General features: G+C 69.6%; 19 protein-coding genes. 5 read left to right on the top strand and 14 right to left on the bottom strand.

Annotated elements, in window-relative coordinates:
- Positions 1 to 125: 125 nt before the first annotated feature.
- Both H5399_RS13030 and H5399_RS13025 read left to right on the top strand, forming a co-directional pair.
- Positions 126 to 302: a hypothetical protein gene (locus tag H5399_RS13030; protein WP_182783134.1), complete on the top strand. Its 177-nt coding sequence runs from the start codon at positions 126 to 128 to the stop codon at positions 300 to 302.
- Positions 303 to 379: 77 nt separating this feature from the next.
- Entirely contained in the window at positions 380 to 1813 is a 1434-nt protein-coding gene (locus H5399_RS13025; RefSeq protein ID WP_370585755.1) for a nitronate monooxygenase, read from the top strand.
- A gap of 146 nt (positions 1814 to 1959) precedes the next feature.
- Here the strand turns inward: H5399_RS13025 and H5399_RS13020 are convergent, their stop codons facing one another.
- From H5399_RS13020 to nadA, 4 genes are all read right to left on the bottom strand, one after another.
- The gene (locus H5399_RS13020) at positions 1960 to 2766 is read right to left on the bottom strand and encodes a type IV toxin-antitoxin system AbiEi family antitoxin domain-containing protein (RefSeq protein ID WP_182783135.1); all 807 of its coding nucleotides are present in this window, start codon (positions 2764 to 2766) and stop codon (positions 1960 to 1962) included.
- Positions 2767 to 2933: 167 nt separating this feature from the next.
- A complete protein-coding gene (gene nadC, locus H5399_RS13015) occupies positions 2934 to 3842 on the bottom strand; it encodes a carboxylating nicotinate-nucleotide diphosphorylase (RefSeq protein ID WP_370585766.1) in 909 nt (302 codons plus the stop codon).
- Between the two features lie 5 nt (positions 3843 to 3847).
- A complete protein-coding gene (nadB, locus tag H5399_RS13010) occupies positions 3848 to 5581 on the bottom strand; it encodes an L-aspartate oxidase (protein ID WP_255422273.1) in 1734 nt (577 codons plus the stop codon).
- Positions 5578 to 6612 carry a quinolinate synthase NadA gene (gene nadA, locus H5399_RS13005; protein ID WP_182783137.1) on the bottom strand — a complete coding sequence of 345 codons (1035 nt, stop codon included), beginning with the start codon at positions 6610 to 6612 and terminating at the stop codon, positions 5578 to 5580. The genes nadB and nadA overlap by 4 nt, the downstream gene beginning before the upstream one ends.
- 63 nt (positions 6613 to 6675) lie before the next feature.
- Here nadA and H5399_RS13000 point away from each other — a divergent pair, with 63 nt between their 5' ends.
- Positions 6676 to 7392, top strand: a complete 717-nt coding sequence (locus tag H5399_RS13000) for an NUDIX domain-containing protein (RefSeq protein ID WP_182783138.1) — start codon at positions 6676 to 6678, stop codon at positions 7390 to 7392.
- 3 nt (positions 7393 to 7395) lie between these two features.
- On the opposite strand, the gene H5399_RS12995 is transcribed toward H5399_RS13000, so the two are convergent.
- The 9 genes from H5399_RS12995 to H5399_RS12955 form a co-directional block, all read right to left on the bottom strand.
- Positions 7396 to 8313 carry a DMT family transporter gene (locus tag H5399_RS12995; RefSeq protein WP_182783139.1) on the bottom strand — a complete coding sequence of 306 codons (918 nt, stop codon included), beginning with the start codon at positions 8311 to 8313 and terminating at the stop codon, positions 7396 to 7398.
- A gap of 43 nt (positions 8314 to 8356) precedes the next feature.
- Positions 8357 to 9361: a LacI family DNA-binding transcriptional regulator gene (locus tag H5399_RS12990; protein WP_182783140.1), complete on the bottom strand. Its 1005-nt coding sequence runs from the start codon at positions 9359 to 9361 to the stop codon at positions 8357 to 8359.
- A 14-nt stretch (positions 9362 to 9375) separates the two neighbouring features.
- The gene (locus tag H5399_RS12985; protein ID WP_182783141.1) at positions 9376 to 10785 is read right to left on the bottom strand and encodes a GH1 family beta-glucosidase; all 1410 of its coding nucleotides are present in this window, start codon (positions 10783 to 10785) and stop codon (positions 9376 to 9378) included.
- Positions 10782 to 11690, bottom strand: a complete 909-nt coding sequence (locus tag H5399_RS12980; RefSeq protein ID WP_220489491.1) for a carbohydrate ABC transporter permease — start codon at positions 11688 to 11690, stop codon at positions 10782 to 10784. Before H5399_RS12980 ends, H5399_RS12985 begins: the two co-directional genes overlap by 4 nt.
- Positions 11690 to 12622 carry a carbohydrate ABC transporter permease gene (locus H5399_RS12975; protein ID WP_182783142.1) on the bottom strand — a complete coding sequence of 311 codons (933 nt, stop codon included), beginning with the start codon at positions 12620 to 12622 and terminating at the stop codon, positions 11690 to 11692. The genes H5399_RS12980 and H5399_RS12975 overlap by 1 nt, the downstream gene beginning before the upstream one ends.
- Before the next feature lie 74 nt (positions 12623 to 12696).
- Entirely contained in the window at positions 12697 to 13998 is a 1302-nt protein-coding gene (locus tag H5399_RS12970) for an ABC transporter substrate-binding protein (RefSeq protein ID WP_182783143.1), read from the bottom strand.
- 579 nt (positions 13999 to 14577) lie between these two features.
- Positions 14578 to 16089, bottom strand: coding sequence for a lysine--tRNA ligase (lysS, locus tag H5399_RS12965; protein WP_370585756.1), 1512 nt, complete (start codon positions 16087 to 16089; stop codon positions 14578 to 14580).
- 48 nt (positions 16090 to 16137) lie between these two features.
- Positions 16138 to 16782, bottom strand: a complete 645-nt coding sequence (locus tag H5399_RS12960; RefSeq protein WP_220490973.1) for an HAD-IA family hydrolase — start codon at positions 16780 to 16782, stop codon at positions 16138 to 16140.
- Entirely contained in the window at positions 16779 to 17063 is a 285-nt protein-coding gene (locus H5399_RS12955) for a cell division protein CrgA (protein WP_182783145.1), read from the bottom strand. The genes H5399_RS12960 and H5399_RS12955 overlap by 4 nt, the downstream gene beginning before the upstream one ends.
- A 105-nt stretch (positions 17064 to 17168) precedes the next feature.
- On the opposite strand from H5399_RS12955, the gene H5399_RS12950 reads away from it, so the two are divergent.
- Complete coding sequence (locus H5399_RS12950; protein WP_255422274.1) at positions 17169 to 17948, top strand: DUF881 domain-containing protein; 780 nt, start codon at positions 17169 to 17171, stop codon at positions 17946 to 17948.
- Positions 17949 to 18010: 62 nt separating this feature from the next.
- Positions 18011 to 18649 carry an aminodeoxychorismate/anthranilate synthase component II gene (locus tag H5399_RS12945; protein ID WP_182783146.1) on the top strand — a complete coding sequence of 213 codons (639 nt, stop codon included), beginning with the start codon at positions 18011 to 18013 and terminating at the stop codon, positions 18647 to 18649.
- A gap of 746 nt (positions 18650 to 19395) precedes the next feature.
- Here the strand turns inward: H5399_RS12945 and pknB are convergent.
- Positions 19396 to 21240 (bottom strand): Stk1 family PASTA domain-containing Ser/Thr kinase, encoded by a 1845-nt coding sequence (gene pknB, locus H5399_RS12940; protein WP_182783147.1) that lies wholly within the window; start codon positions 21238 to 21240, stop codon positions 19396 to 19398.
- Positions 21241 to 21300: the final 60 nt, after the last annotated feature.

The raw sequence follows: 21300 nt of genomic DNA, 5'->3' as shown, positions 1-21300 counted from the left end.
ACTCCCGGTACCCGACGAGCCGGTCCGCGGCCGGCGCGGGGGGCTCTTGGCCGGGAATCCTTCGAATCGACGGTGGCGTCATCCTCTCACGCACCGCCAAGTGCCTGCCCGTCTACGATGACCCCATGCGGACCACAGCGCAGTTGCTCGCCGAGATCCGGGCCGACGGTGGCCTCGAGGAGTTCTGCGCGGCCCAGGGGATCGACCTCTTTGTGATGCGTCATGACCACGTGGCTGTTGATGACGGGGGAGGGAGATCGCGCGGAGGGGCCACCCTCGGAGGCGCCCTGAAGACCGGGTAACCGTGGACCCCGGAGTCGATTCTTACGCATCCGTAAGTTACGGTACCGTAGGAACACCATTTGTGAGGAGATCATCAGTGCCCATCACACATCCCCCGACCGTGATTCAGGGCGGCATGGGCGTCGCAGTGTCGTCCTGGAAGCTGGCCCGCGAGGTCTCCCAGTGCGGCGAACTCGGCGTCGTCTCCGGCACCGCCCTCGACGGCGTGCTGGCCCGGGTGCTGCAGGACGGCGATCCGGGCGGACACCGCCGTCGGGCGCTGTCGCACTTCCCGTCGCCCGCGATGGCCCAGCGGATCCTCGACACCTACTTTCTCGAAGGCGGCCGCGCTCCCGGCCAGCCGTACCGCCCGCACCCCACCCTCACGATCTCGCCGAGGCGGGCGGCCATCGAGCTCAACCTCGTCGGCAACTTCTCCGAGGTCTGGCTGGCCAAGGAGGGACACTCCGGCCTGGTCGGGATCAACATGTTGGAGAAGATCCAGACCGCCAGTCTCTCCGCCATCCTCGGCGCGATGCTGGCCGACGTCGACTACGTGATCATGGGCGCCGGGGTGCCGCGCGAGATCCCCAGGCTGCTCACGGAGTTCGCGGCCGGCCGCACCGGCCACCTCACCATCGACGTGGTCAACTCCACGACGACCCACACGGCTTCCCTCAACCCGGTCACCGCCATGGGCGACGAGCTGCCCGCCCTGCGGCGCCCCAACTTCCTCGCGATCGTCACCCTCCATGTGCTGGCGGACTACCTCAACCGCGACCCCGAGATCCGTCCCGATGGCTTCATCGTCGAGGGCCCCCGCGCCGGTGGGCACAGCTCCCCGCCGCGCGGCGTGCGTGTCCTCGACGAGGCCGGGGACCCGATCTACGGGCCGAGGGACGACGCGGACCTGAGCAAGATCGCCCGCGTGGGCCTGCCGTTCTGGGTTGCCGGCGGCTACGCCACCCCGGAGAAGGTCGCGGAGGCTCGCGCCGCAGGCGCCGAGGGCGTGCAGATCGGCACCTTGTTCGCACTGGCGGACGAGTCCGGCCTCACCCCTGCCATCCGGCAGCAGTTGATGGCCGAGCTGGAGTCCGGTGACTTGGTGGTGCGCAACGATCCGCGCGCGTCGCCGACCGGCTTCCCCTTCAAGGTGGCCCAACTGGCCGACACCCTCTCCGAGGAGGACGTCTACCAGGCGCGGGAACGCATCTGCGACCTCGGGTACCTCCGCATCCCTGTCGAGCGCCCAGACAAGTCGATCACCTACCGATGCCCGTCGGAGCCCCTCAAGCCCTACCTCCGCAAGGGCGGCTCCGAAGAGGACACGGTGGGGCGCAAGTGCCTCTGCAACGCTCTGATGGCCAACATCGGTCTTGGGCAGCTCCGTAAGGACGGCTACCAGGAGCAGCCTGCGGTCACCCTCGGGCAGGACCTGGACGGCGCCAAGGCGCTGTCGGCCCTGTATCCCGGTGGGTGGACCGCTCGGCAGGCTGTCGACTGGTTGCTGTCGGTCCACGCGCCGCGTTGACCCCTGACGAGGAGTAGCCGCACCCTTCCCTGACCTCGGATGGCGACGAGGTCGGGGAGGCGTGCCGACTGATCTGCAGGAATCTACGTAGAGAGCGGCATTTGTGTATATACACAAATGCCGCTCTCTACGTAGCATGTTGCAGATCACTTGGGCCTCAAGTGGCGGCGTTTGCGGAGTTCATGGATCAAGCTCTGTTGGGTAGCCGGCCATTTCTTCCAGATCTGCTGGTAGCTGAGCCTCAGCGTCGTGTAGCCGAGTCCTCTCGCGGCAAGGTCCCGCCGTCGGTCGTTCTCGTAGTTGGTCTCGCCGTGGTGTGCCTGGCTGTCGCACTCGACGATGAGCGAGTCTCCCACCAGGAGGTCGACGAACCCAACGCCGTCGATCTCGGCCTGAGCCCTGACGGGGACGCGCCTGCGCACGAAGAAGAGCCTGACTCTCGTTTCGCTCCCGGACTGGGCGGGTGCGATTCGGTCGCGGTAGTCGGCGTACTTCTTCGGCAACCCTCCGAGTGCCCAGCGGACTTCCTCCAGAGGTGCCAGGCCGAGGTTCAGGGCGGACTCGGCCACGATCATGGCGTCCTCCACCGGGTGTCGGACCGCCACCTGTCGCAGGCAGTCCGACAACGGCCAGACTGCCTCTGGCGGATATCTGACCCCGTAAGGATGGGCGATCAACCCCTTGCGCCTGACGGGGTCGGTTCCAGACCCGTAGACGACATGGATTCCTGACCTGTTGGGGACCCAGAGTCCATGGTGCCGGCATCCGCTGAGGCAGCCCAGCCTGGCGCCAGCCTTGAGGGCGCGCTGCACGTCTTCGTCGGCTCCGTCCGTGGCGTACCAGCCCGGGCGGATCCGGCGCAAGCTTCCGTTCTTCACCAGCAGAGCGGCGTGGTGCCGGGTGATGCCCGCGTCTCGAAGTTGAGCGGGGGAGTAGATGCCTTGGAGATCCATGCCGCCACTCTCGGCAACCTGGCGGGGCATTTCCCGCCACGCCTGACGCCCTGTGGACGACCTCGCCTCTGCAAGTTGCTATCCAGAGCGCGGTTTCTGCAGATATCCACAGAAACCGCGCTCTGGATAGCAAGTTGCAGACAGGGGTGGCCAGATCCGGGCGTTGGTCAGGAAGTGAGGTCGAGTCCGAGGTCGAGAACCTCTGCCGAGTGGGTCAGGGCGCCGACGGCAATGAACTCCACTCCTGTGGCCGCGACCTCGGCGGCCCGCTCAAGCGTCAGCCCTCCGCTCGCCTCCGTCCGGACCCCCGCTTCGCGGCACACAGCAACGGCCTCGCGGGTCTCCGCCAGGGTCATGTTGTCCAGCAGCACCAGCTCGGCGCCTGCCGCGACGGCCTCGCGCACCTGCGCGACGGTGTCGCACTCCACCTCCACCGCGACACCCGGCGCGTGCGCACGCACAGCCCGGAACGCCGCCGCGACCGACCCCGCCGCCGCGACATGGTTGTCCTTGATCAGCGCCGCGTCCCCGAGCGCCATCCGGTGGTTCACCCCGCCGCCACAGACGACTGCGTACTTCTGCAGGGCGCGCATCCCCGGCACGGTCTTGCGCGTGTCGCGGATCCGGGCCTCGCTCCCGGCCACGGCGGACACCCACTCAGCCGTCTCAGTCGCCACCCCGGAGAGCTGCCCCAGGAAGTTCAACAGCGTCCGCTCGGCCGTCAGCAGGCAGCGCACGGGACCGGCAATTCGCAGTACGACGTCCCCCGGTGCCACCCGCGCCCCGTCGGCCAGCACCACCTCGGCCGACGCCTCGACCCCCAGCCGCGACGCCACCGTCCGCAGCACCTCGACGGCCACCGGCACCCCCGCGACGACTCCAGCCTCGCGCGCCACCACCTCCGCGACCCCGACAGCGCCCGCCGGCACCGTCGCCTCCGTCGTGACGTCCGGCCCGAGCCGGAGGTCCTCGTCCACCGCCACGGCGATGATCCGCCGCACCTCGGCTGGGTCGACGGCGCCCCAGGCGTCGACCACGTCGCGGTCCAGTGGGGCAAGGTCGATCTCGGTCGACAGGGCGTTCATGCTGCGGTCCTTTCGGCGATGGTGAGGGGCGCAGAGGTGAGCTCAAGGCCGCCCTCCGTGAGGCGGATGGCGATCCTCCGCTCCCAGGTGGGTGACGTGGCGGCGAAGTCCGAGCGCCGATGCGCCCCCCGCGACTCCGTCCGCTCCGCCGCGGCCGCCGCGATGACGGTGGCGACGGCGTGCAGGTTGGTGGCTGTCAGCGAGGCATGATCCACCGGGTGGGCAACGACGGGTGCCGCCGCCAGCGCCACCCCGAGGGAGGCCAGCCCGGAGCCCGTCCGCGACACGAACGCCTCCCGCTGCATCCATCCCCGCAGTGCGGGCAGGAAGGCCGGATCGACGACTCGGCCCCCGTTCTCAATGGCGCCGGCCGCCGACTGGAGATCCGCCTCAACCGACGGGTGACGAGCGGAGACGCTCTGCCGTGCGCGGTCGAGGTCGGCGAGTGGCACGTTGACCTGGTCGCGCACCGCCGGCCCAGCCCCGGGCCGCGACGAAGCCTCCGCAGCGAGAAGCGCGCCCACCCGGTCGCCCGCGACCAGCGCCTCGGTCAGCGAGTTCGACGCCAACCGGTTCGCCCCGTGCACGCCCGTCGCCGCGACCTCGCCGACGGCGAAAAGCCCCTGCACCGACGTCCGCCCGGACAGGTCCGCCGCGACACCCCCGCACGCGTAATGCGCCGCCGGGTGCACCGGGATGAGTTCGGTCACGGGGTCGACGCCTCGGCCCCGGCACAGCGCCAGGATCCCGGGGAAGTGGCCCTCCCACGTCGACCGCCCGAAGAACGTCGCGTCCAGCCACACGTGCGCGGCACCCGTCCGTTCCAGGTGAGACATGATCGCGGCCGAGACGACGTCGCGCGGCGCCAGCTCGAGCAGCGGGTGCACCCCAGCCATGATCCGGCGGCCCGCGTCGTCGACCAGCCACGCGCCCTCGCCGCGCACCGCCTCGGACACCAGGACCCCCCGCGACCCCGCGTCGGCGTCGGCCAGCACGGTGGGGTGGAACTGCATGAACTCGAGGTCGCGCACCTCGGCGCCGGCCCGCAGCGCCGCGGCCACGCCGTCGCCCGTCGCGCCCAGCGGGTTGCTCGTGACGGGCCACAACTGACCGATCCCGCCGGTGGCGAGCACGACGGCGCCGGCGAACAGCTCGCCCACCCGACTGTCGGCGTCGAGCAGCCGCACCCCGCAGGCCCGCCCCTCGGCATCCGTGAGCACGTCGACGAGTCGCGTCCGGGTCATGACCCGCGTCCGCGACCCCGCGAGAGCCGACGACAGCGCCGCCCACAGCGCACGCTCGATTTCCGCGCCTGTGGCGTCGCCGTCGGCGTGGATGATCCGCCGCGCGGAGTGCCCGCCCTCGAGGTGCAGGTCCAGCCCGCCCCCAGAAGCCCGGTCGAACCGCGCCCCCAGCCCGATCAGCCGCCGGATCGCGCCCGGGGCACTCGCCACCAGATCCGACACGACCCCCGCGTCGCACAATCCCGCCCCGGCGGTCAGGGTGTCGGCCACGTGGGAGGCGAGCGTGTCGCCGTCGTCCCACACCGCCGCGAGCCCGCCCTGCGCCCAGGCGGTGGCCGAGTCCGTGACCTCGCCGCGGGTGACGGCCACGCAGTCGACGCCGGCGGCGGCCAGGTGCAGCAGCGCGGAGAGGCCCGCCGCGCCGGTGCCGACCACCACGACGTCGGTCCGCCCCGTCCAGGCGGGGGCAGCCGCGGGCAGCATCATTCCCCCGACCCGGGGTTGCCGATCGCCACCATCCGCTCGACGGCCTGCCGCGCCCGGGCGGCCACGTCCGCCGGAACATCCACCTCGTACGCCCTGGTCAGCGCAGGGTCACCGAGGCACGCCTCCAGCTTCTCCGGCGTGGTCATCTTCATGAACGGGCACGCGGCCTTGGGGTTGACCGGCTGGAAGTCGGTCAGGGGATTGGCCTTGCGCAGCTGGTGCAGCATGCCGATCTCGGTGGCCACCAGCACCTGGCGCGACGTCTCCCGCCGCGCGTAGTCAAGCATTCCGCCGGTGGAGAGCACGTGGGTGCGGTCGCCGGGCAGCTCGCCGGACTCGGCCAGCCACAGCGCGCTAGTGGTGCAGCCGCACTCGGGGTGCACGTACAGGTCGGCGGCGGGGTTGGCGCGCACGGACTCGATGAGGTCCGACGGCGAGATGTCGGCGTGCACGTGGCACTCGCCGAGCCAGACGTGGATGTTCGTCCGGCCGGTGGCGCGGCGGACGTGGGCGCCGAGGAACTGGTCCGGGAGGAAGAGGATCTCGCGGTCCTCGGGGATGGAGCGCACCACGTCGACGGCGTTGGAGCTGGTGCAGCAGATGTCCGTCTCGGCCTTGACCTCGGCGGTGGTGTTGACGTAGGACACGACGACGGCGCCGGGGTGCTCGGCCTTCCACGCGCGCAGCTGGTCCGCGTTGATGGTGTCGGCGAGCGAGCAGCCGGCCGCCTGGTCCGGGATGAGGACGCGCTTGGCGGGGGAGAGGAGCTTGGCGGTTTCGGCCATGAAGTGGACGCCGGCGAAGACGATGGTCTCGGCGTCGGAGGTGGCGGCGATGCGGGAGAGGGCCAGCGAGTCGCCCACGTGGTGCGCGACGTCCTGGATGATCGGTGCCTGGTAGTTGTGGGCGAGGATGACGGCGTTGCGCTCCGCGGCCAGCGCGTGGACGCGGGTCTGCCACGCGGCTACCTCGTCGGGGGTCCAACGCTCCCAGGCCTCGAGGCCGACGGCGGGCTCCTGGAGGAGAGTCATCTCCTGCTCCTTTCCGGTTTTCGACTATCAGGCGAAAACTAGGGGAACTGTAGCATGCCATCCATGGCTCCCCACACCCCGCGCGATTCCGTGGGCGTCGCGCTGTACCGGCACGAGGCCATCGGGGCGGTCCTGCAGGTGCGCGGGGTCGACGACGGCGCCCCCCGGCTCTCCGTGCTCCTCGCCGGCCGGGACCACGAGCCCTACGCGGGCCGGTTCGCGTTGCCGAGCGGGCCCGTCGAGCCGGAGGAGACCCTGGAGGCTGCGGTGCTGAGGCATCTCGCGCAGAAGGTGGACGTCGCGGGGCTGACGCACCTCGAGCAGCTGGGCACGCGCTCAGACCCCGGCCGCGACCCGGCGCAGCGCACCATCGGCACCAGTTACCTCGGCCTCGTGCCGACGGTGCTGGAGCCACATCTGCCCGAGCGGGCAGCGTGGTTCGCCGTCGACGATCTGCCGGAGTTGGCGTTCGACCATGACAGCGTGGTGGCCCAAGCGGTGACCAGGCTCAGGGCGAAGCTGAGCTACACCAACCTCGGGTTCGCGCTGATGCCGACCGAGTTCACGGTCGCGGAGCTGCGGGAGGTCTATGTCGCGGCCCTGGGCCACGACGTCAAGCCGACGAACCTGGAGCGCGTCCTGACGAGGCGCGGCCAGCTGGTGCCGACGGGGGAGATGTCGGCGCCCGGCACGAAGGGTGGCCGCCCGGCCCGGGTGTTCCGTTTCCGCGACCATGCTTTGGTGGTCACCGACCCGTTCGCCGTCCTCCGCCCCGAGTAGGCCTCACCCAGCGCGGGGAGGGGGGTCGGCGTCGTCGCGCCCCGGGATTGAGATGGTGTCGTTCACGGCATCGGCCTGCCCACCGCGGATGCCGATGAGGGTGGCCAGCAGAATCAAAGCTCCGCCGGCCACGAGGCGGATTGTGACGGCCTCGCCGCCGAAGCCGACGGCGAACGCCGAGGCGAAGACCGGCTCGAACGTCATGAGTAGGGCCACCCGGGTGGGGGTGATGTGGCGCTGCGCCCAGGTCTGCAACAGCATCGTGACGATGCCGGCCATGATCGCGGTGTAGACGATGGCGCCCCAGACGCCGGGGTCCGCGGGCACGTGGTAGCCGCCGGGGAGGCCCAGGAAACCGGTGGTCAGCGCCACGCCGATGAGCTGGACGATGGCCAGGCTCATGGCGTCCATGGAGCGTGACCACCGGTCCAGCAGGACGATGTGAACGGCGTACAGCGCCGCGCCGACGAGGGTGAGCGCCTCGCCGACTCCGCCGTTGCCGAGCCCGGTGAGGCTCAGCACCGCGAGCCCGGCGAGTGCCAGCGCCACCGCCACCCACGTGCGGACGTTGAGTCGGGCCTTGAAGGCGATCCACATGATGATCGGGGTCAGGACCACGTACGTGCCGGTGATGAACCCGGAGACTGAGGCCGCCGTCGTCTGCAGGCCCACGGTCTGGACGATCTGCGCAAGGCCGTAGAGGCAGCCGAGGGCCAGTCCGATCTGCCACTGCGTGGCGGTGAGGCGGCTGAGTCGTCGCCAGAAGACGAAGGCGGGGATGGCGGCTCCGACGGCGAACCGGACGGCGAGGAAGTCGATGGGGTCGATCTTGCTGACGGCGTCCTTGATGATGAAGAACGTCGACCCCCAGATCGCCGTCACCACGAGCAATGCCAGGGTGGCGACGGTTGGCTTCCGCATGCTCCTCCTCCCGCTCTGTGTGTCGCGGGAAGTCTACGGGCGGCTAGCCGGAGGCGCGGATCTTCAACTCCACCGGCAGCGTCACCGGAGACGCGATCTCCCGCCCCTCAACGAGGCCCAACACCATCAGGGTGGCCTGCCGGCCCAACTCGACCGCGGGGTTGACCACCGTCGTCAAGGGCGGGTCGAGTGTCGCGGCGGCCGCGAAGTCGTCGAATCCGATCACCTTCACCTGCTCGCCGATCCGGATCCCGCGCGCCCGGAGCGTATCCATCACGCCTTGGGCCATCAGGTCCGAGGCCGCGAAGATCCCGTCGATCGCTGGGTCTGCGTCGAGCAGCTCAGCCGCCGCGCGGGCGCCCGACTCGCGGGTGTAGTCGCCGTGCGCGACGGCGACCTCGAGCCCCGCATCCTCGAGAACCGTGCGCCAGCCGGTGAGTCGGTCCAGCGCCGCCGACATGTCCGACGGGCCAGCGACGGTGGCAGGGCGGCGCACCCCCGTCGCCAGCATCCGCTCCGCCGCGAGACGTGCGCCGCCCAAGTTGTCGGTGTCCACGAAGTACGGATGATGATCAGTGTCCGGAAGCAGCGGCGCCCCCAGGAACACCGTCGGGATGGGCAGGTTGAGCGCGGCCGCGACCAGCCCGTCGGAGCGGTGGTGCGACACCACGATCGCCCCCGCAACGCGCCCCTCAAGCAGGAAGTCGACGACTGAACCGGACCGGTCCGGGTGTGACGCGAACACCATCACGAGCTGCATGTCTGTGCCGGCCATGCCGTCGTTGATGCCGGCCACAGCCAGGCCGAAGAAGGGGTCCGAGAAGACCATCCCGTCCGGCTCCGGCACCACCATCGCGAGCGTGTTGGAGCGCCCCGTCGCCAGGGACCGGGCCGACGCGTTGGGCACGTAGCCCAGCTTGGAGACGGCGGCCCCCACCTTGGCAGCGGTCTCCGTTGCCACCCCGGGATCGTGACGCACGACGCGTGACACCGTGGCGCGCGAGACGCCCGCGAACCGTGCGACGTCCTCCAGCGTCGGCCTCACCATCGTCGGTCCCTTCACTACCCCTGCACGCCATTCTGGCGCGCAGCGTCACGGAAGAATAGAGCCGACGCCTTCGGGGTGCGCTGCTGTGTCTCGTAATCCACGCGCACGATGCCGAAGCGCTTGTCGTAGCCCCACGCCCATTCGAAGTTGTCCATCAGGGACCACACGAAGTACCCGCGCACGTCCACCCCGGCCGAGATGGCGTCGTGGACGGCGACGAGATGGTCGCGCACGAACGACACCCGGTCCTGGTCGTCGACAAAGCCCTCCGCGTTCGCCACGTCAGGCATCGCGGCGCCGTTCTCAGTCACGTACAGCGGGATGCCGGCCGGGCCGGTGTACTCCTCCTGCAGCCGCACCAGCAGCCGGGTCAGGCCCTCGGGCTGGATCTCCCAGTCCTGATCCGTGACCGGCAGCCCGCGCGGCACGGACGTCACCCACTCGGAGCCGATGTTCGGGTTCCCCCGAACCCGCCCGTCGGGCAGCACCACCGGTGCGTAGTCCGACGACGGCGTGCCGGTGACGGCCTCACCGTGGTAGTAGTTCACGCCCAGCACGTCGATGGGGGTGGAGATGATCTCCAGATCCCCCGGCTGGATGGCGTCCTCGAGGCCGAGCCCCGCCAGGTCTTCCAGCACGTCCGCCGGGTACTCCCCGCGGAAGATCGGGTCCAGGAAGAAGCGGTTGAAAATCCCGTCGATCCGCCTGGCGGCCTCCACGTCGTTGGCCGACGACGGGTCCAGCGGGTCCGGAACCGTGTGGTTGGTGGTGATCCCCAGCGTGGCCGACGGCGCCAGCTCGCGCAGCCGCGCCGTCGCCATCCCGTGGGCCAGCAGCAGGTGGTGCGCCGCGTGCAGGCCTTCGCGCCGCGAGGCATGCCCGGGGGCGTGCTCCCCGCAGGCGTAGGAGAGGAACGACGAGCACCACGGCTCGTTGAGCGTGGTCCAGATGTTGACCCTGTCACCCAGCGCGGCGTGCATCGCCTCGGCGTACTCGACGAAGCGGTAGGCGGTGTCGCGGTTGGTCCAGCCCCCCTTGTCCTGCAGTGCGGCGGGCAGGTCCCAGTGGTAGAGCGTCACCCACGGCGTGATGCCGTGGCCGAGGAGCTCGTCGACCAGACGTGAGTAGAAGTCCAGGCCCCGGGGGTTGAGGTCCTTGTCGTCGGGGCGCACGCGGGGCCACGACGTCGAGAAGCGGTAGGACTGCAGTCCCAGGTCCGCCATCATGCCCACGTCCTGCGGCATGCGGTGGTAGTGGTCGCAGGCGACCGTGCCGTCGTGGCCGCCGAAGACGGCGCCCGGCTCACGGCAGAACACGTCCCAGATGGAGTCCGTGCGGCCGTCCTCGTGGGTGGCCCCCTCGATCTGAAACGACGCGGTGGCGCTGCCCCACAGGAAGCCTGGGGGGAACTGATAGGCGGTCATCCCTTGACTGCTCCTTGCATGATGCCGGCCACCAACTGGCGCCCGGCGACGGCGAACAGGACAACCAGCGGCAGCGTGGCGACGAGGACGCCGGCCATGATGAGCGAGTAGTCCTTGAAGTAGGACGCCTGGAGCAGCTGCAGCGCCACCGGGAGGGTGGGGTTGGCAGAGCCCAGGATGATGAAGGGCCAGAAGAAGTTGGTCCAGGACCCGACGAAAGTGAACAGGCCCAGCATTGCCGCGGCGGGACGGGCCGCCGGGAGCGCGATGGACCAGAATGTGCGGATCATGGAGGCGCCGTCTACTCGGGCCGCCTCGATCAACTCGAAGGGCAGCGCCTCGCGCAGGTACTGGGTCATCCAGAACACACCGAAGGCCGTGACCATGCCGGGCACGATGACCGCCTGGAGCTTGCCCACCCAGTCCAGCTCGGACATGAGGATGAACAGGGGCACGATGCTGAGCTGCGTCGGAACCGCCATGGTCGCGATGACGAACACCAGCAGGCCGCTGCTGCCGCGGAACCGTAGCTTCGCGAACGAGTAACCGGCCAGCGTCGAGAAGAACACCACTGAGATGGCGGTGATCGTGGAGACGATCACCGAGTTGCCCAGCGCCGTCCAGAACTTGATGTCCGAGGTGATGACGCGACCGATGTTGGCCATCAGGTTGCCACCAGGGATGAAGGACGGGATGGGGTTGCGCGCGATCTCGGGCGCGGTCGAGGAGGCCAGCAGGATCGTGAAGTAGATCGGGTAGATCGAGATGAGCACGACGGCGGCGAGGGCGGCGTACGTCGCCCAGCCTGGGCGCTTGTCAACGCCGTGCAGCTTGCGTCGCACCGCGCGGGCTGCGCCCTTGCCTGCCAACTGCTCGACCATGGGGGAGGACATCTGCGTGGACATCAACGGCCCGCCTTTCCGCTCGAGGATGACGCGATGGAGCGCGTGATGAGGTAGTTGATGACGCCCACCAGGATGATGATGAGGAACAGGATCCAGGACACGGCCGCGGCGCGGCCGAAGCTCTTCTGGGCTCCCCAGCCCAGCTCGTAGATGTACATCGTCAGCGTCATCCACTGCCGGTCCGCGCCGCCCTGGCCCAGGGTGTCGAACATGCGGGGCTCGTCGAAGATCTGGAGGCCGCCGATGGTGGAGGTGATGACGACGAAGATGATGGTGGGCCGCAGCATCGGGATGGTGATGGAGAAGAAGGTGCGCCAGCGGGCGGCGCCGTCGACGATCGCGGCCTCGTAGACCTCCCGCGGGATGGCCTGCATGGCGGCGAGGAAGATCAGCGCGTTGTAGCCGGTCCAGCGGAAGTTCACCATGGTGGCGATGGCGATGTGGGCGGCCAGCGGATCCGCGTGCCAGCCGATGCCGGCCGCGCCCAGGTTCGCGAGGACCGCGTTCACGAGGCCGGACTGGTCGGCGAAGATCTTCGCGAAGATCATGGAGACGGCCACGGGCGCCACCACGTAGGGGAGCAGCACGCCCATCCGCCAGAAGGTCTTCGCGCGGAGGTTGGTGTCGAGCAGGTAGGCGATCACAATCGCGGCCATGACCTGCGGCACGGAGGAGAGAAGGAAGATCGAGAAGGTGTTGCGCAGCGCCTTGTAGAAGTTGGGCTGCTGCAGCACGTCGGTGTAGTTCTTGAGGCCCACCAGGTCGCCTTGACCGCCGATCAGGTGCCAGTCATGCACCGACACGTAGGCGGTGTACACCAGCGGAAACAGGCCGACGATGAAGAACAGGATGAAGAACGGGCTGATGTACAGGTAAGGCGACGCCTTGACGTCGAGCCGGCTCAGGCGCTGGCTCAGGGTGAGCTCTCTCATGGGGATGTCTTTCGGGCAGCGGGGACGGGGCGGGGTCGGGGGCCGGGGGGCGACCCCCGACCCCGCGGTGAGACTCAGCTGAGGCCGAGGGCGTCGTAGGCCGCGAGGGCCTTGTCCCACGAGCCGGCGGCGTCGTCGGTGCCTTCGACGTCGACACGGTTCAGACCGTCAGTGACCAGCTGCGCAAGGGCGAAGTAGTTCGGGCCCTTGAAAGGCTGCACGGTGACGGCCTTGGCGCGGTCGGCCAGGATCTGTCCGGTGGGCGCGTCGTTGAAGAACGCGTTGGTGGACTCCAGCAGGGCCGGGTCCTCGAGGGCATCGACCTGCGACGGGAAGGTGCCCTTGGCCTCGAACGCCTTGATCTGCTGCTCAGGGGCGGTCAGCCATGCGGCGAGCTCCTTGGCCGCCTCGTGGTTGGGGCCCTGCTCAGGAACGGTCAGGTAGGAACCGCCCCAGTTGCCGCCGCCGCCCGGGTAAACGTTGGCGATGTCCCAGCCCTCGACGCCCTCGGCGTTGCCCTCGATGACGCCCAGCATCCAGCCGGGGCAGAGCATGGTGGCGAACTTCTCACCCTGGAAGGCGTTGGTCCAGTCCTCGGTCCACTGCGCCAGGCCGGCGGACAGGCCGTCGTCGACGGCAGCGGTGGCGATCTGGTCGTAGATCCCCTTGATCTCCTCGTTCTCGCTCAGCGGGATGGGGGTGCCGTCCGAATTCTCGAAGGGGTTTTCCACCTGGTTGACCATGCCCTGGAAGGTGGCCGAGGCGGAATCGAACCAGGCGACGCCGCCCGACTTGGCCACGTAATCCTTCCCGACGGTGAAGTAGTTGTCCCAGTCGCCCTCGAGCAGCGCGGCCACCTCCTCGCGGTCGGTCGGGAAGCCGGCCTTCTCCATGAGGTCGGCGCGGTAGCAGATGCCCTGGGGGCCGATGTCGGTGCCGTAGCCGATGAGCTTGCCGTCTTCGGTGGTCACGGCGGCGGTCTTCCAGTCGAGCCAGCGGCCCTCGAGCTCGGGGTCCGCCAGGTCGACGAACTTGTCCGGGTACTGCATGAGCTCGGTCAACCAGTCGATCTCGATGGCCTCGATGTCGGCCAGGCCCGAGCCTGCGGCGAGGCGGGTGTTCATGTTGTCGCGGGCCTCGTTGGCCGTCGCGGCCTTGCGCTGCTCGACGGTGATGTTGGGGTTGTCGGCCATGTACTCCTTGATCAGCTCTTCGTAGCCGAACTCGTTGAACGTGGCGACGGTGAGGGTGATCTTCTCGTCCGGGTTCGCCGAGGCGTCCTGGGACGTGGTGGCGTCGGGGGTGCCCGACGAGCAGGCCGTCAGTAGGGCGCCGACGCAAGCGACGGCGGCGAGATTGCGAATGACAGGACGCACGGTGACTCCTTTGTGATGACTGTGTGCCTTCCCGTAGAGAGCGCTCTCATCTGTCTTCGGCGAATCATCGAGAGCGCTCTCAGGGATTGCTAGAAGCGTATGTGCGACCCCCGCCGAAAGTCAACCGGGGTTATCAACTTGTGATAATTGGGCCCCACCGCGGGCTCTGCCCTCCCCACGGACGGGGCCTACGGTCCGCGGCGGCTGAGGGGGACCGGCCTCGCCCATGGGGCGCCCCGTCGGCAGGCCCAAACCGCCGGCCTGCCTAGCCCCAACGCCCGACCCACCGCGACCGGTCCCCCTCAGCCACCGCTCGGCGCTCAGGTGCGGGTTGCCCTGACTTCGCCGCCGCCGATGACTGCTGGGGATGGTTCCTGGTGGTCGGGTGGTGCCGGGCTGCGCCCGCTGTGGCGTGAAGCGGTGCTGGGTGGTGGCGGCCGGGCCGGGTTGGCTCGGGCATGTGCGACGAGGTCAGGCGCGTCAGCGCCTCATCGAGGAGTCACGGGCGGGACCGGCCGCCACCATCCAGCGCCAACCCGACCCACGCGTTAAGGCCCCCGAGTTCAGGCCCCGACCTCATCAGCTGGTGCTAGGGCGGAGGAGGGGGTAGAGGATCGTCTCGCGGATGCCGACGCCCGTCAGCAGCATAATCAACCGGTCGATGCCCAACCCCAGACCGCCCATCGGCGGCACCCCGTACTCGAGCGCCTCGATGAAGTCGCCGTCGAACTGCATCGCCTCCGGATCACCCCCGGCCGCCTTCAGCGACTGCGACACCAGCACCTCGCGCTGGATTACCGGATCCACCAACTCCGTGAAGCCCGTCCCACGCTCCAGGCCGCCGATGATCAGATCCCACGCCTCCACCTTGCCCGGATCCGTGCGGTGCTGGCGGGCCAGCGGCTGCGCGATCGACGGGTAGTCGTAGACGAACGTGGGCTGCAGCAGGTCCGGTTCGATCACCTCGGAGAACAGCTCCATCGCCATCTTGTCCGCGGCCCACTTGGGGTCGTACTCCACCTCGTGCGCGTCGGCGATCCGGTGCAGGGTCTCCAGGGGCGTGTCGACGGTGATCTCCTCCCCGAACCGCTCGGACATGGCCGGGAAGACCGACAGCCACGGCCACTCGCCGTCGAGGTCGATGACGCCCTTCGGCGTCTCGATCTGCCGCGACCCCACCGCGTCCGCCGCCGCCACGACGATGTCCTGGATCAGTCGCGCGATCGTGCGCTGGTCCCCCCACGCCATGTAGGCCTCGAGCATGGTGAACTCCGCGGAGTGCGTCGAGTCGATGCCCTCGTTGCGGAACACCCTGCCCATCTCGAAGACGCGGTCCGCGCCGCCCACCATGGTGCGCTTGAGGTGCAGCTCCAGGGCGATCCTCAGCGTCATGTCGATGTCGAACGCGTTGATGTGGGTGGTGAACGGGCGCGCCGCGGCGCCGCCGTGCACGAGCTGCAGGATGGGCGTCTCCACCTCGATGTAGTCCTGCGCGTACAGCGTCTGGCGGACCGCCCGGGTGATGGCGGCGCGCGTGCGGACCATCTGGCGGGCGTCGTCGCGCACGATGAGGTCCACGTAGCGACGGCGCACGCGCGCCTCCTCGGAGAGGTCCTTGTGCATCACGGGCAGCGGCCGAAGCGCCTTGGATGCCATCCGCCACTCGGAGGCCATGATGGACAGCTCACCGCGCTTCGACGAGATGACCCGGCCGGTCACCCAGACGAAGTCGCCGAGGTCCACGTCGGCCTTCCAGGCCGCGAGCGCCTCATCGCCCACCTCGGCCAGCGACAGCATCACCTGGAGGCGCTCGCCGTTGTCGTCGGGGGTGAAGCCGTCCTGCAGGGTGGCGAAGGCCAGCTTGCCGGTGTTGCGGATGAAGACCACGCGCCCGCCGGTGGTGACGAGGTCCTGCGTCTCCTGCCCGGCCTCAAGGTGTCCCCAGGTGCCCCGGATTGCCCGCAGGGTGTGGCTGCGCTCCAGGTCCGCCGGATACGGCTCAACCCCGGCGTCCAGCAACCGGGCGCGCTTCTCCTTGCGGATGGCGGTCTGTTCCGAGTCGCTGGGCAGGGCGGAGGGGGTATCAGTCACGCGGGACATCCTAACGGGTGGGGGTGTCCCGCCCGTCACGGCGAGGGCTCACGCCCAGCTGACGCGCACCCCGTCGACGGTGTCCTCGAAGACCACGCCGGCGAGGCTTTCGGTGGTCCAGTCCGCGGCGAGCTCGTCGGCGCGGTGCTCGGTCAGGACGCCCAGCACCTTCATGCCGGCCGATCGGGCGGCGGCCACCCCGGCGGGGGCGTCCTCGCAGACCAGGCAGCGCGCGGGATCCACGCCCAGCCGCAGGGCTGCGAGCAGGAAGCTGTCCGGGGCCGGCTTCCCGTTCTCCACCTGGTCCCGGGTCACGATGACCTCGGGGCGAGGCAGGCCGGTGGCGCCCAGGCGGGCGTCCAACAGCGCGGTGGTGCAGGAGGTGGCGATGGCGCGACGGTGGGTGGGGATGGCCGCGAAGGCAGCGGCCGCTCCTGGGAGCGCCACCACGCCGTCGGTGTCCGAGACCTCCAGCTCGTCGATCCGTGCCCCGGCAGCGGGCGCGATGTCTGCAGGCAGGAGCGCGCGCGCCACCGCCTCGGCCGGCCGGCCCGTGTACTGCCGCAGGGTCTCGAGATCCACCCCGTACTCGGCGGCCCACAGCCTGTAGGCGCGATGCATCGAGGCGATGGAATCGGCGAGGGTGCCGTCGAAGTCGAAGATGACAGCGTCGAATGTGCCGATCCCGGTCACTTCCACAGGGTCATTCCTGTGAAGCTCACGACGATCAGGCCCAGGCCGATGGCCAGGTTCCAGTCCCCGAGGGAGCGCATGAAGCCGATGTACTCATAGGCCAGGTTCCAGGTGACCATCCAGGCGACGCCGATGAGGCCGATCGGCAGGAAGACCGCCGGCACCCAGGACCGTCCGCGGGGCGCCAACCGGGCGGCTTCACGTCGCTGCTCCGTGAGCTCTGCCTTCGCCTTGGACTTCTTCTTGTCCTCGGCGGTCTTGCGCACCTTTGATTCGGGCACTTTTGCCTCCTTCGTCGGGCACCTAGCCTAGGTCAGCGTCGACGAATCGCCCACATCGGCGCCTGAGGAATCCCTGGCGCGCCGCGCGCCGGGTACCGTGGGGCCATGGGCATGTGGGGCGCGCTGAAGCAGCGGGTGCCGCGCGTGCGCGCCAACATCGGCAAGAACCAGCTTCGGCACCGCTCCGGCCGCGGACGGGTGACCACCATCCTGGTCTGTGTGCTGGCGGGCTTCATGATGACGGTGGCGGCGCTGGCAGCCCGAGGCACGGATCTGAGGACGGACCGCAACGCGGACATGCGCGACCTCATCGTGTCGCAGGGCCAGCGCAACGCGGAGTTGAGCCTGGAGGCTGACGAGCTGCGGGCCGAGGTGGCGTCGCTCGGCTCGGGCCAGGTGGGCACAGGGGATCTCGCCGACGACCTCGCTGAAGCCGAGTTCCGGGCGGGCCTGGTCGCGGTGGGCGGGCCGGGCCTGAGGGTGACGCTGACCGACGCCCCCAACGACGTCCGCCCCGCAGGTGTTGACGACGACGCGCTCGTCGTCCACCAGCAGGACATCCAGGCGGTGGCCAACGCGCTGTGGGCCGGCGGGGCGGAGGCGATGACCATTCAGGGCCAGCGCGTGATCGCGACCACCGGCATCAAGTGCGTCGGCAACACCGTCGTGCTGCACGGCATCCCGTACGCGCCGCCGTATGTGATCGAGGCCGTCGGGGATCAGCAGCGGCTGCAGGCTGGGCTCGATGCGTCCGAGGCGGTGCAGATCTACCGGCAGTACGTTGACGCCTACGGCCTCGGCTACGCGGTGGAACGGCCCCAGCAGCTGGAGCTACCCGCCTTCAGCGGCACAACCGGCATCTCCCTGGCGCAGGCCGCCGGCTGACGGTGTCGCGGCGCCGCCGAACGGCGCGCGGCGGATCGGGCTCCCGGTGGCACAATGGCCGCGTGGCAGCCATCCTCGTGATCGACAACTACGACTCGTTCGTCTACAACATCGTGTCCTACCTGGCGCAGATCGGCGCCGAGGTCGAGGTGTGGCGCAACGACGATCCGCGCTTCGCGGAGGAGGGCTGGCACAAGCGCTTCGACGGCGTGCTCCTCTCCCCGGGGCCCGGCACGCCCGAGGAGGCCGGGGTGTGCGTCGACGTGGTGCGCACGCTCGGCGGCGTGAAGCCGCTGTTCGGGGTGTGTCTCGGCCTCCAGGCCATGGGCGTGGCCTACGGCGGTGTCGTGGACCGCGCGCCGGAGTTGCTGCACGGCAAGACCTCCCCGGTGTTCCACGAGGGCAAGGGCGTGTTCAAGGGCCTGCCATCGCCGGTGACCACCACGCGCTACCACTCGCTGGCCATCGTCGAGGAGACCGTGCCTGACGTGCTTGAGGTCACGGCGCGGACGGAGACCGGTGTGATCATGGCGGTCCGGCACCGCGACCTCGCCGTCGAGGCGGTCCAGTTCCACCCTGAGTCGGTGCTCACCGAGGGGGGATATCAGATGTTGGCCAACTGGTTGGTCGAGTGTGGCGACGACGACGCCCCGCGCCGCGCCGAGGGCATGTCCCCGTTGGTCACCACCACCCTCGACTGATCCCGGCCCCCGGGGGCTACCACCCCTCCGCAGAGTGTGGATTCCGGGATGGTAGACCGACCCCGAGGTCACACTCTGCGGGCACCCCCGATTTCCGAGCTTCCGCGGGAGATTTCGAAGGCTCCAGAACCTGCGCGTGAACGCACGGGTTGGGGACGGCAGGGCGGCACTGCGCAGCGGTGCCCAACCCGACGATCACCCAGCTGGCATCCCGCCCAAGCAGACCCAACCCCAACGCCGCCCTGCCGGCCCGCACCCGGGACAGGACCACGCCACAGGGAGGACCGAGTGCGGGGAGACGGGAGACGATGCCCGGGCGGCCTCAACAAACCGACCACAGATTGACCGGCGGCGATCAGCGGACCCTGGACAACGGCCGCCTGGGCATCGACTCACGGCTCCCCGCACCCGACCACCAGAACTGCATGAAGGTGGTAGTCACGACCCTTCGAGACGGTCCACGCCGCTTCGCGGGCGGCCCTCCTCAGGGAGCGAAAGGGGACGGTCCTCGCCGCTTCGCGGGCGGCCCTCCTCAGGGAGCGAAAGGGGACGGTCCTCGCCGCTCCGCGGGCGGCCCTCCTCAGGGAGCGGAAAGACGGCTGCGCCGCTCCGCGGGCGGCCCTCCTCAGGGAGCGAGGGGACGATCCGCGCCGCTACGCGGGCGGCCCTCCCAGGGAGCGGATGGGCGGCCCTTCTCAGCTCAGGGAGCGGGAAGGCCGGGCCAAGCCGCTCCGCGTCGTCCGGGGCTACGGGGTCGCGGACGGGTCAGGAGTCGGGGGCTCAGAGGCCGGCGGGGAAGGGGGAGGTGTCGGGGTCTCAACGACGGGTGGCTCACTCGTGGGCGGAGGCGTCGTGGGTTCAACCTCCGGGGGAGCCACCGCGACCCTGATGTTGATCACCGTTCCACGGTCCAGCGCCGTACCGGCGGTCTGATCCTGATCGAAGACCAGGCCGGACGACACCTCAGTGGTCTCCTCCTCAGTGACCTCAACCCGGAAGCCCGCAGCCTCAGCCTCACGCTGCGCCGCCGACGCCGTGCGCTCCGTCAGCACGGGCACCAGCGAACGACCCGTCGCCACGGTCAGCACGATCTGCTGATCCGGCGGCACCGTCGCACCGGAGGCCGGATTCACCGACACCACATTCCCCGCGACAGCATCGATCGGCTCGGTGGCCGGGTCCGCATCCTCCTCGGTGACCTGGGTCAGTCCGGCCGCCTCGAGCAACCGTCGAGCCTCCGCGACCGTGACCCCCGTCAGCCCATCGGGCACCGTCTTCTCGTCCGGCCCGCTGGAGACCACCAGTGCCACCCGTGACCCGGGTTCCACCATCGTCCCCGCCACTGGATCCGAGCTCAGCACCACCCCCTCGTCGACGTCCGAGCGCGCCTCGTAGGTGACGTTGGGCACCAGCCGGGCGTCGGTGAGGATGTTGGTGGCCGCCAGCTCGGTCTGCCCCACCACCGTCGGAATCTGGACTGTTGCCGTCGACGGCGGCTCAGGCGGGTTGAGGATGGTCCAGATGGCCACGCCCATGGCGATCAGGATGAGCCCGGCGACGATCGCCAGCGCGATCACGCCCTTGTTGGACTTCTTCTCCTCGGGCTCCATCAGGTCCGTGTCGGTGGGAGAGAGCACCGGCGACGGAGCAGGCACCACAGCCCCCCGTCGCGCGGTGGTGGTCATCGGATCGCTCGGAATCACCTTCGTGGCCGGCTCTGCCGGCAACGCGGCCAGCACAGGTTGCCCGTTCAGAGCGCGGAGAAGGTCCTCGCGCATCTCGGAGGCGTCCTGGTAGCGGTCCCGCGGGTCCTTCGCCAGCGACTTCAGCACGATCGCGTCCATCGACGGGCTGATCTCGGTGTCGATCTCCGACGGCGGCACGGGAATCTCCCGCACGTGCTGGTAGGCGACGCTCACGGGGGAGTCGCCCTTGAACAGTGGCTGCGAGGTGAGCAGTTCGTAGAGCAGGCAGCCGACGGAGTAGATGTCCGAGCGGTTGTCCACCTTCTCGCCGCGCGCCTGCTCGGGGGACAGGTATTGCGCGGTGCCGATCACGGCCGCGGTCTGCGTCATGGTGGCGGAGGTGTCCGCGACAGCCCGGGCGATGCCGAAGTCCATCACTTTGACGGTGCCGTTGGGGGTGAGCATGACGTTGGCGGGCTTGATGTCGCGGTGGATGATGCCGGCGCGGTGTGAGTAGGCCAAGGCGTCGAGCACGCCGGCCGTGAACTCCATGGCGCGGTCCGGCACGATCTTGCGGCCGTCGCGCAGGACCTCGCGCAGCGTCACGCCCTCGACGAGCTCCATCACGATGTAGGGGACAGAGACCTCCGACGAGGGGTCGCGCTCCTCGCCTGTGTCGTAGACCGCGACGATGTTGGGGTGGTTCAGACCGGCCGCGGACTGAGCCTCCCGTCGAAAACGGGCCTGGAACGTGGGGTCGCTGGCCAGGTCCACCCGCAACCGTTTGACCGCCACATCGCGCTCGAGACGGAGATCCCGTGCGCGCCACACCTCGGCCATGCCGCCCCGACCGATCACCTGGTCGAGTTCATAGCGGCCGCCGAGCAGCGCTCCTCGCTCTGTCATCGCTTAACGATCCTTTCGGTCAGTCACGCACAATAGTGCGCCATCTACCTGAGAGGTGTC

The organism is Tessaracoccus sp. MC1627, assembly GCF_014164725.1.
In the GTDB taxonomy this organism is placed as follows: Bacteria; Actinomycetota; Actinomycetes; order Propionibacteriales; family Propionibacteriaceae; genus Arachnia.
This window is presented reverse-complemented; position numbering and strand designations above follow the sequence as displayed.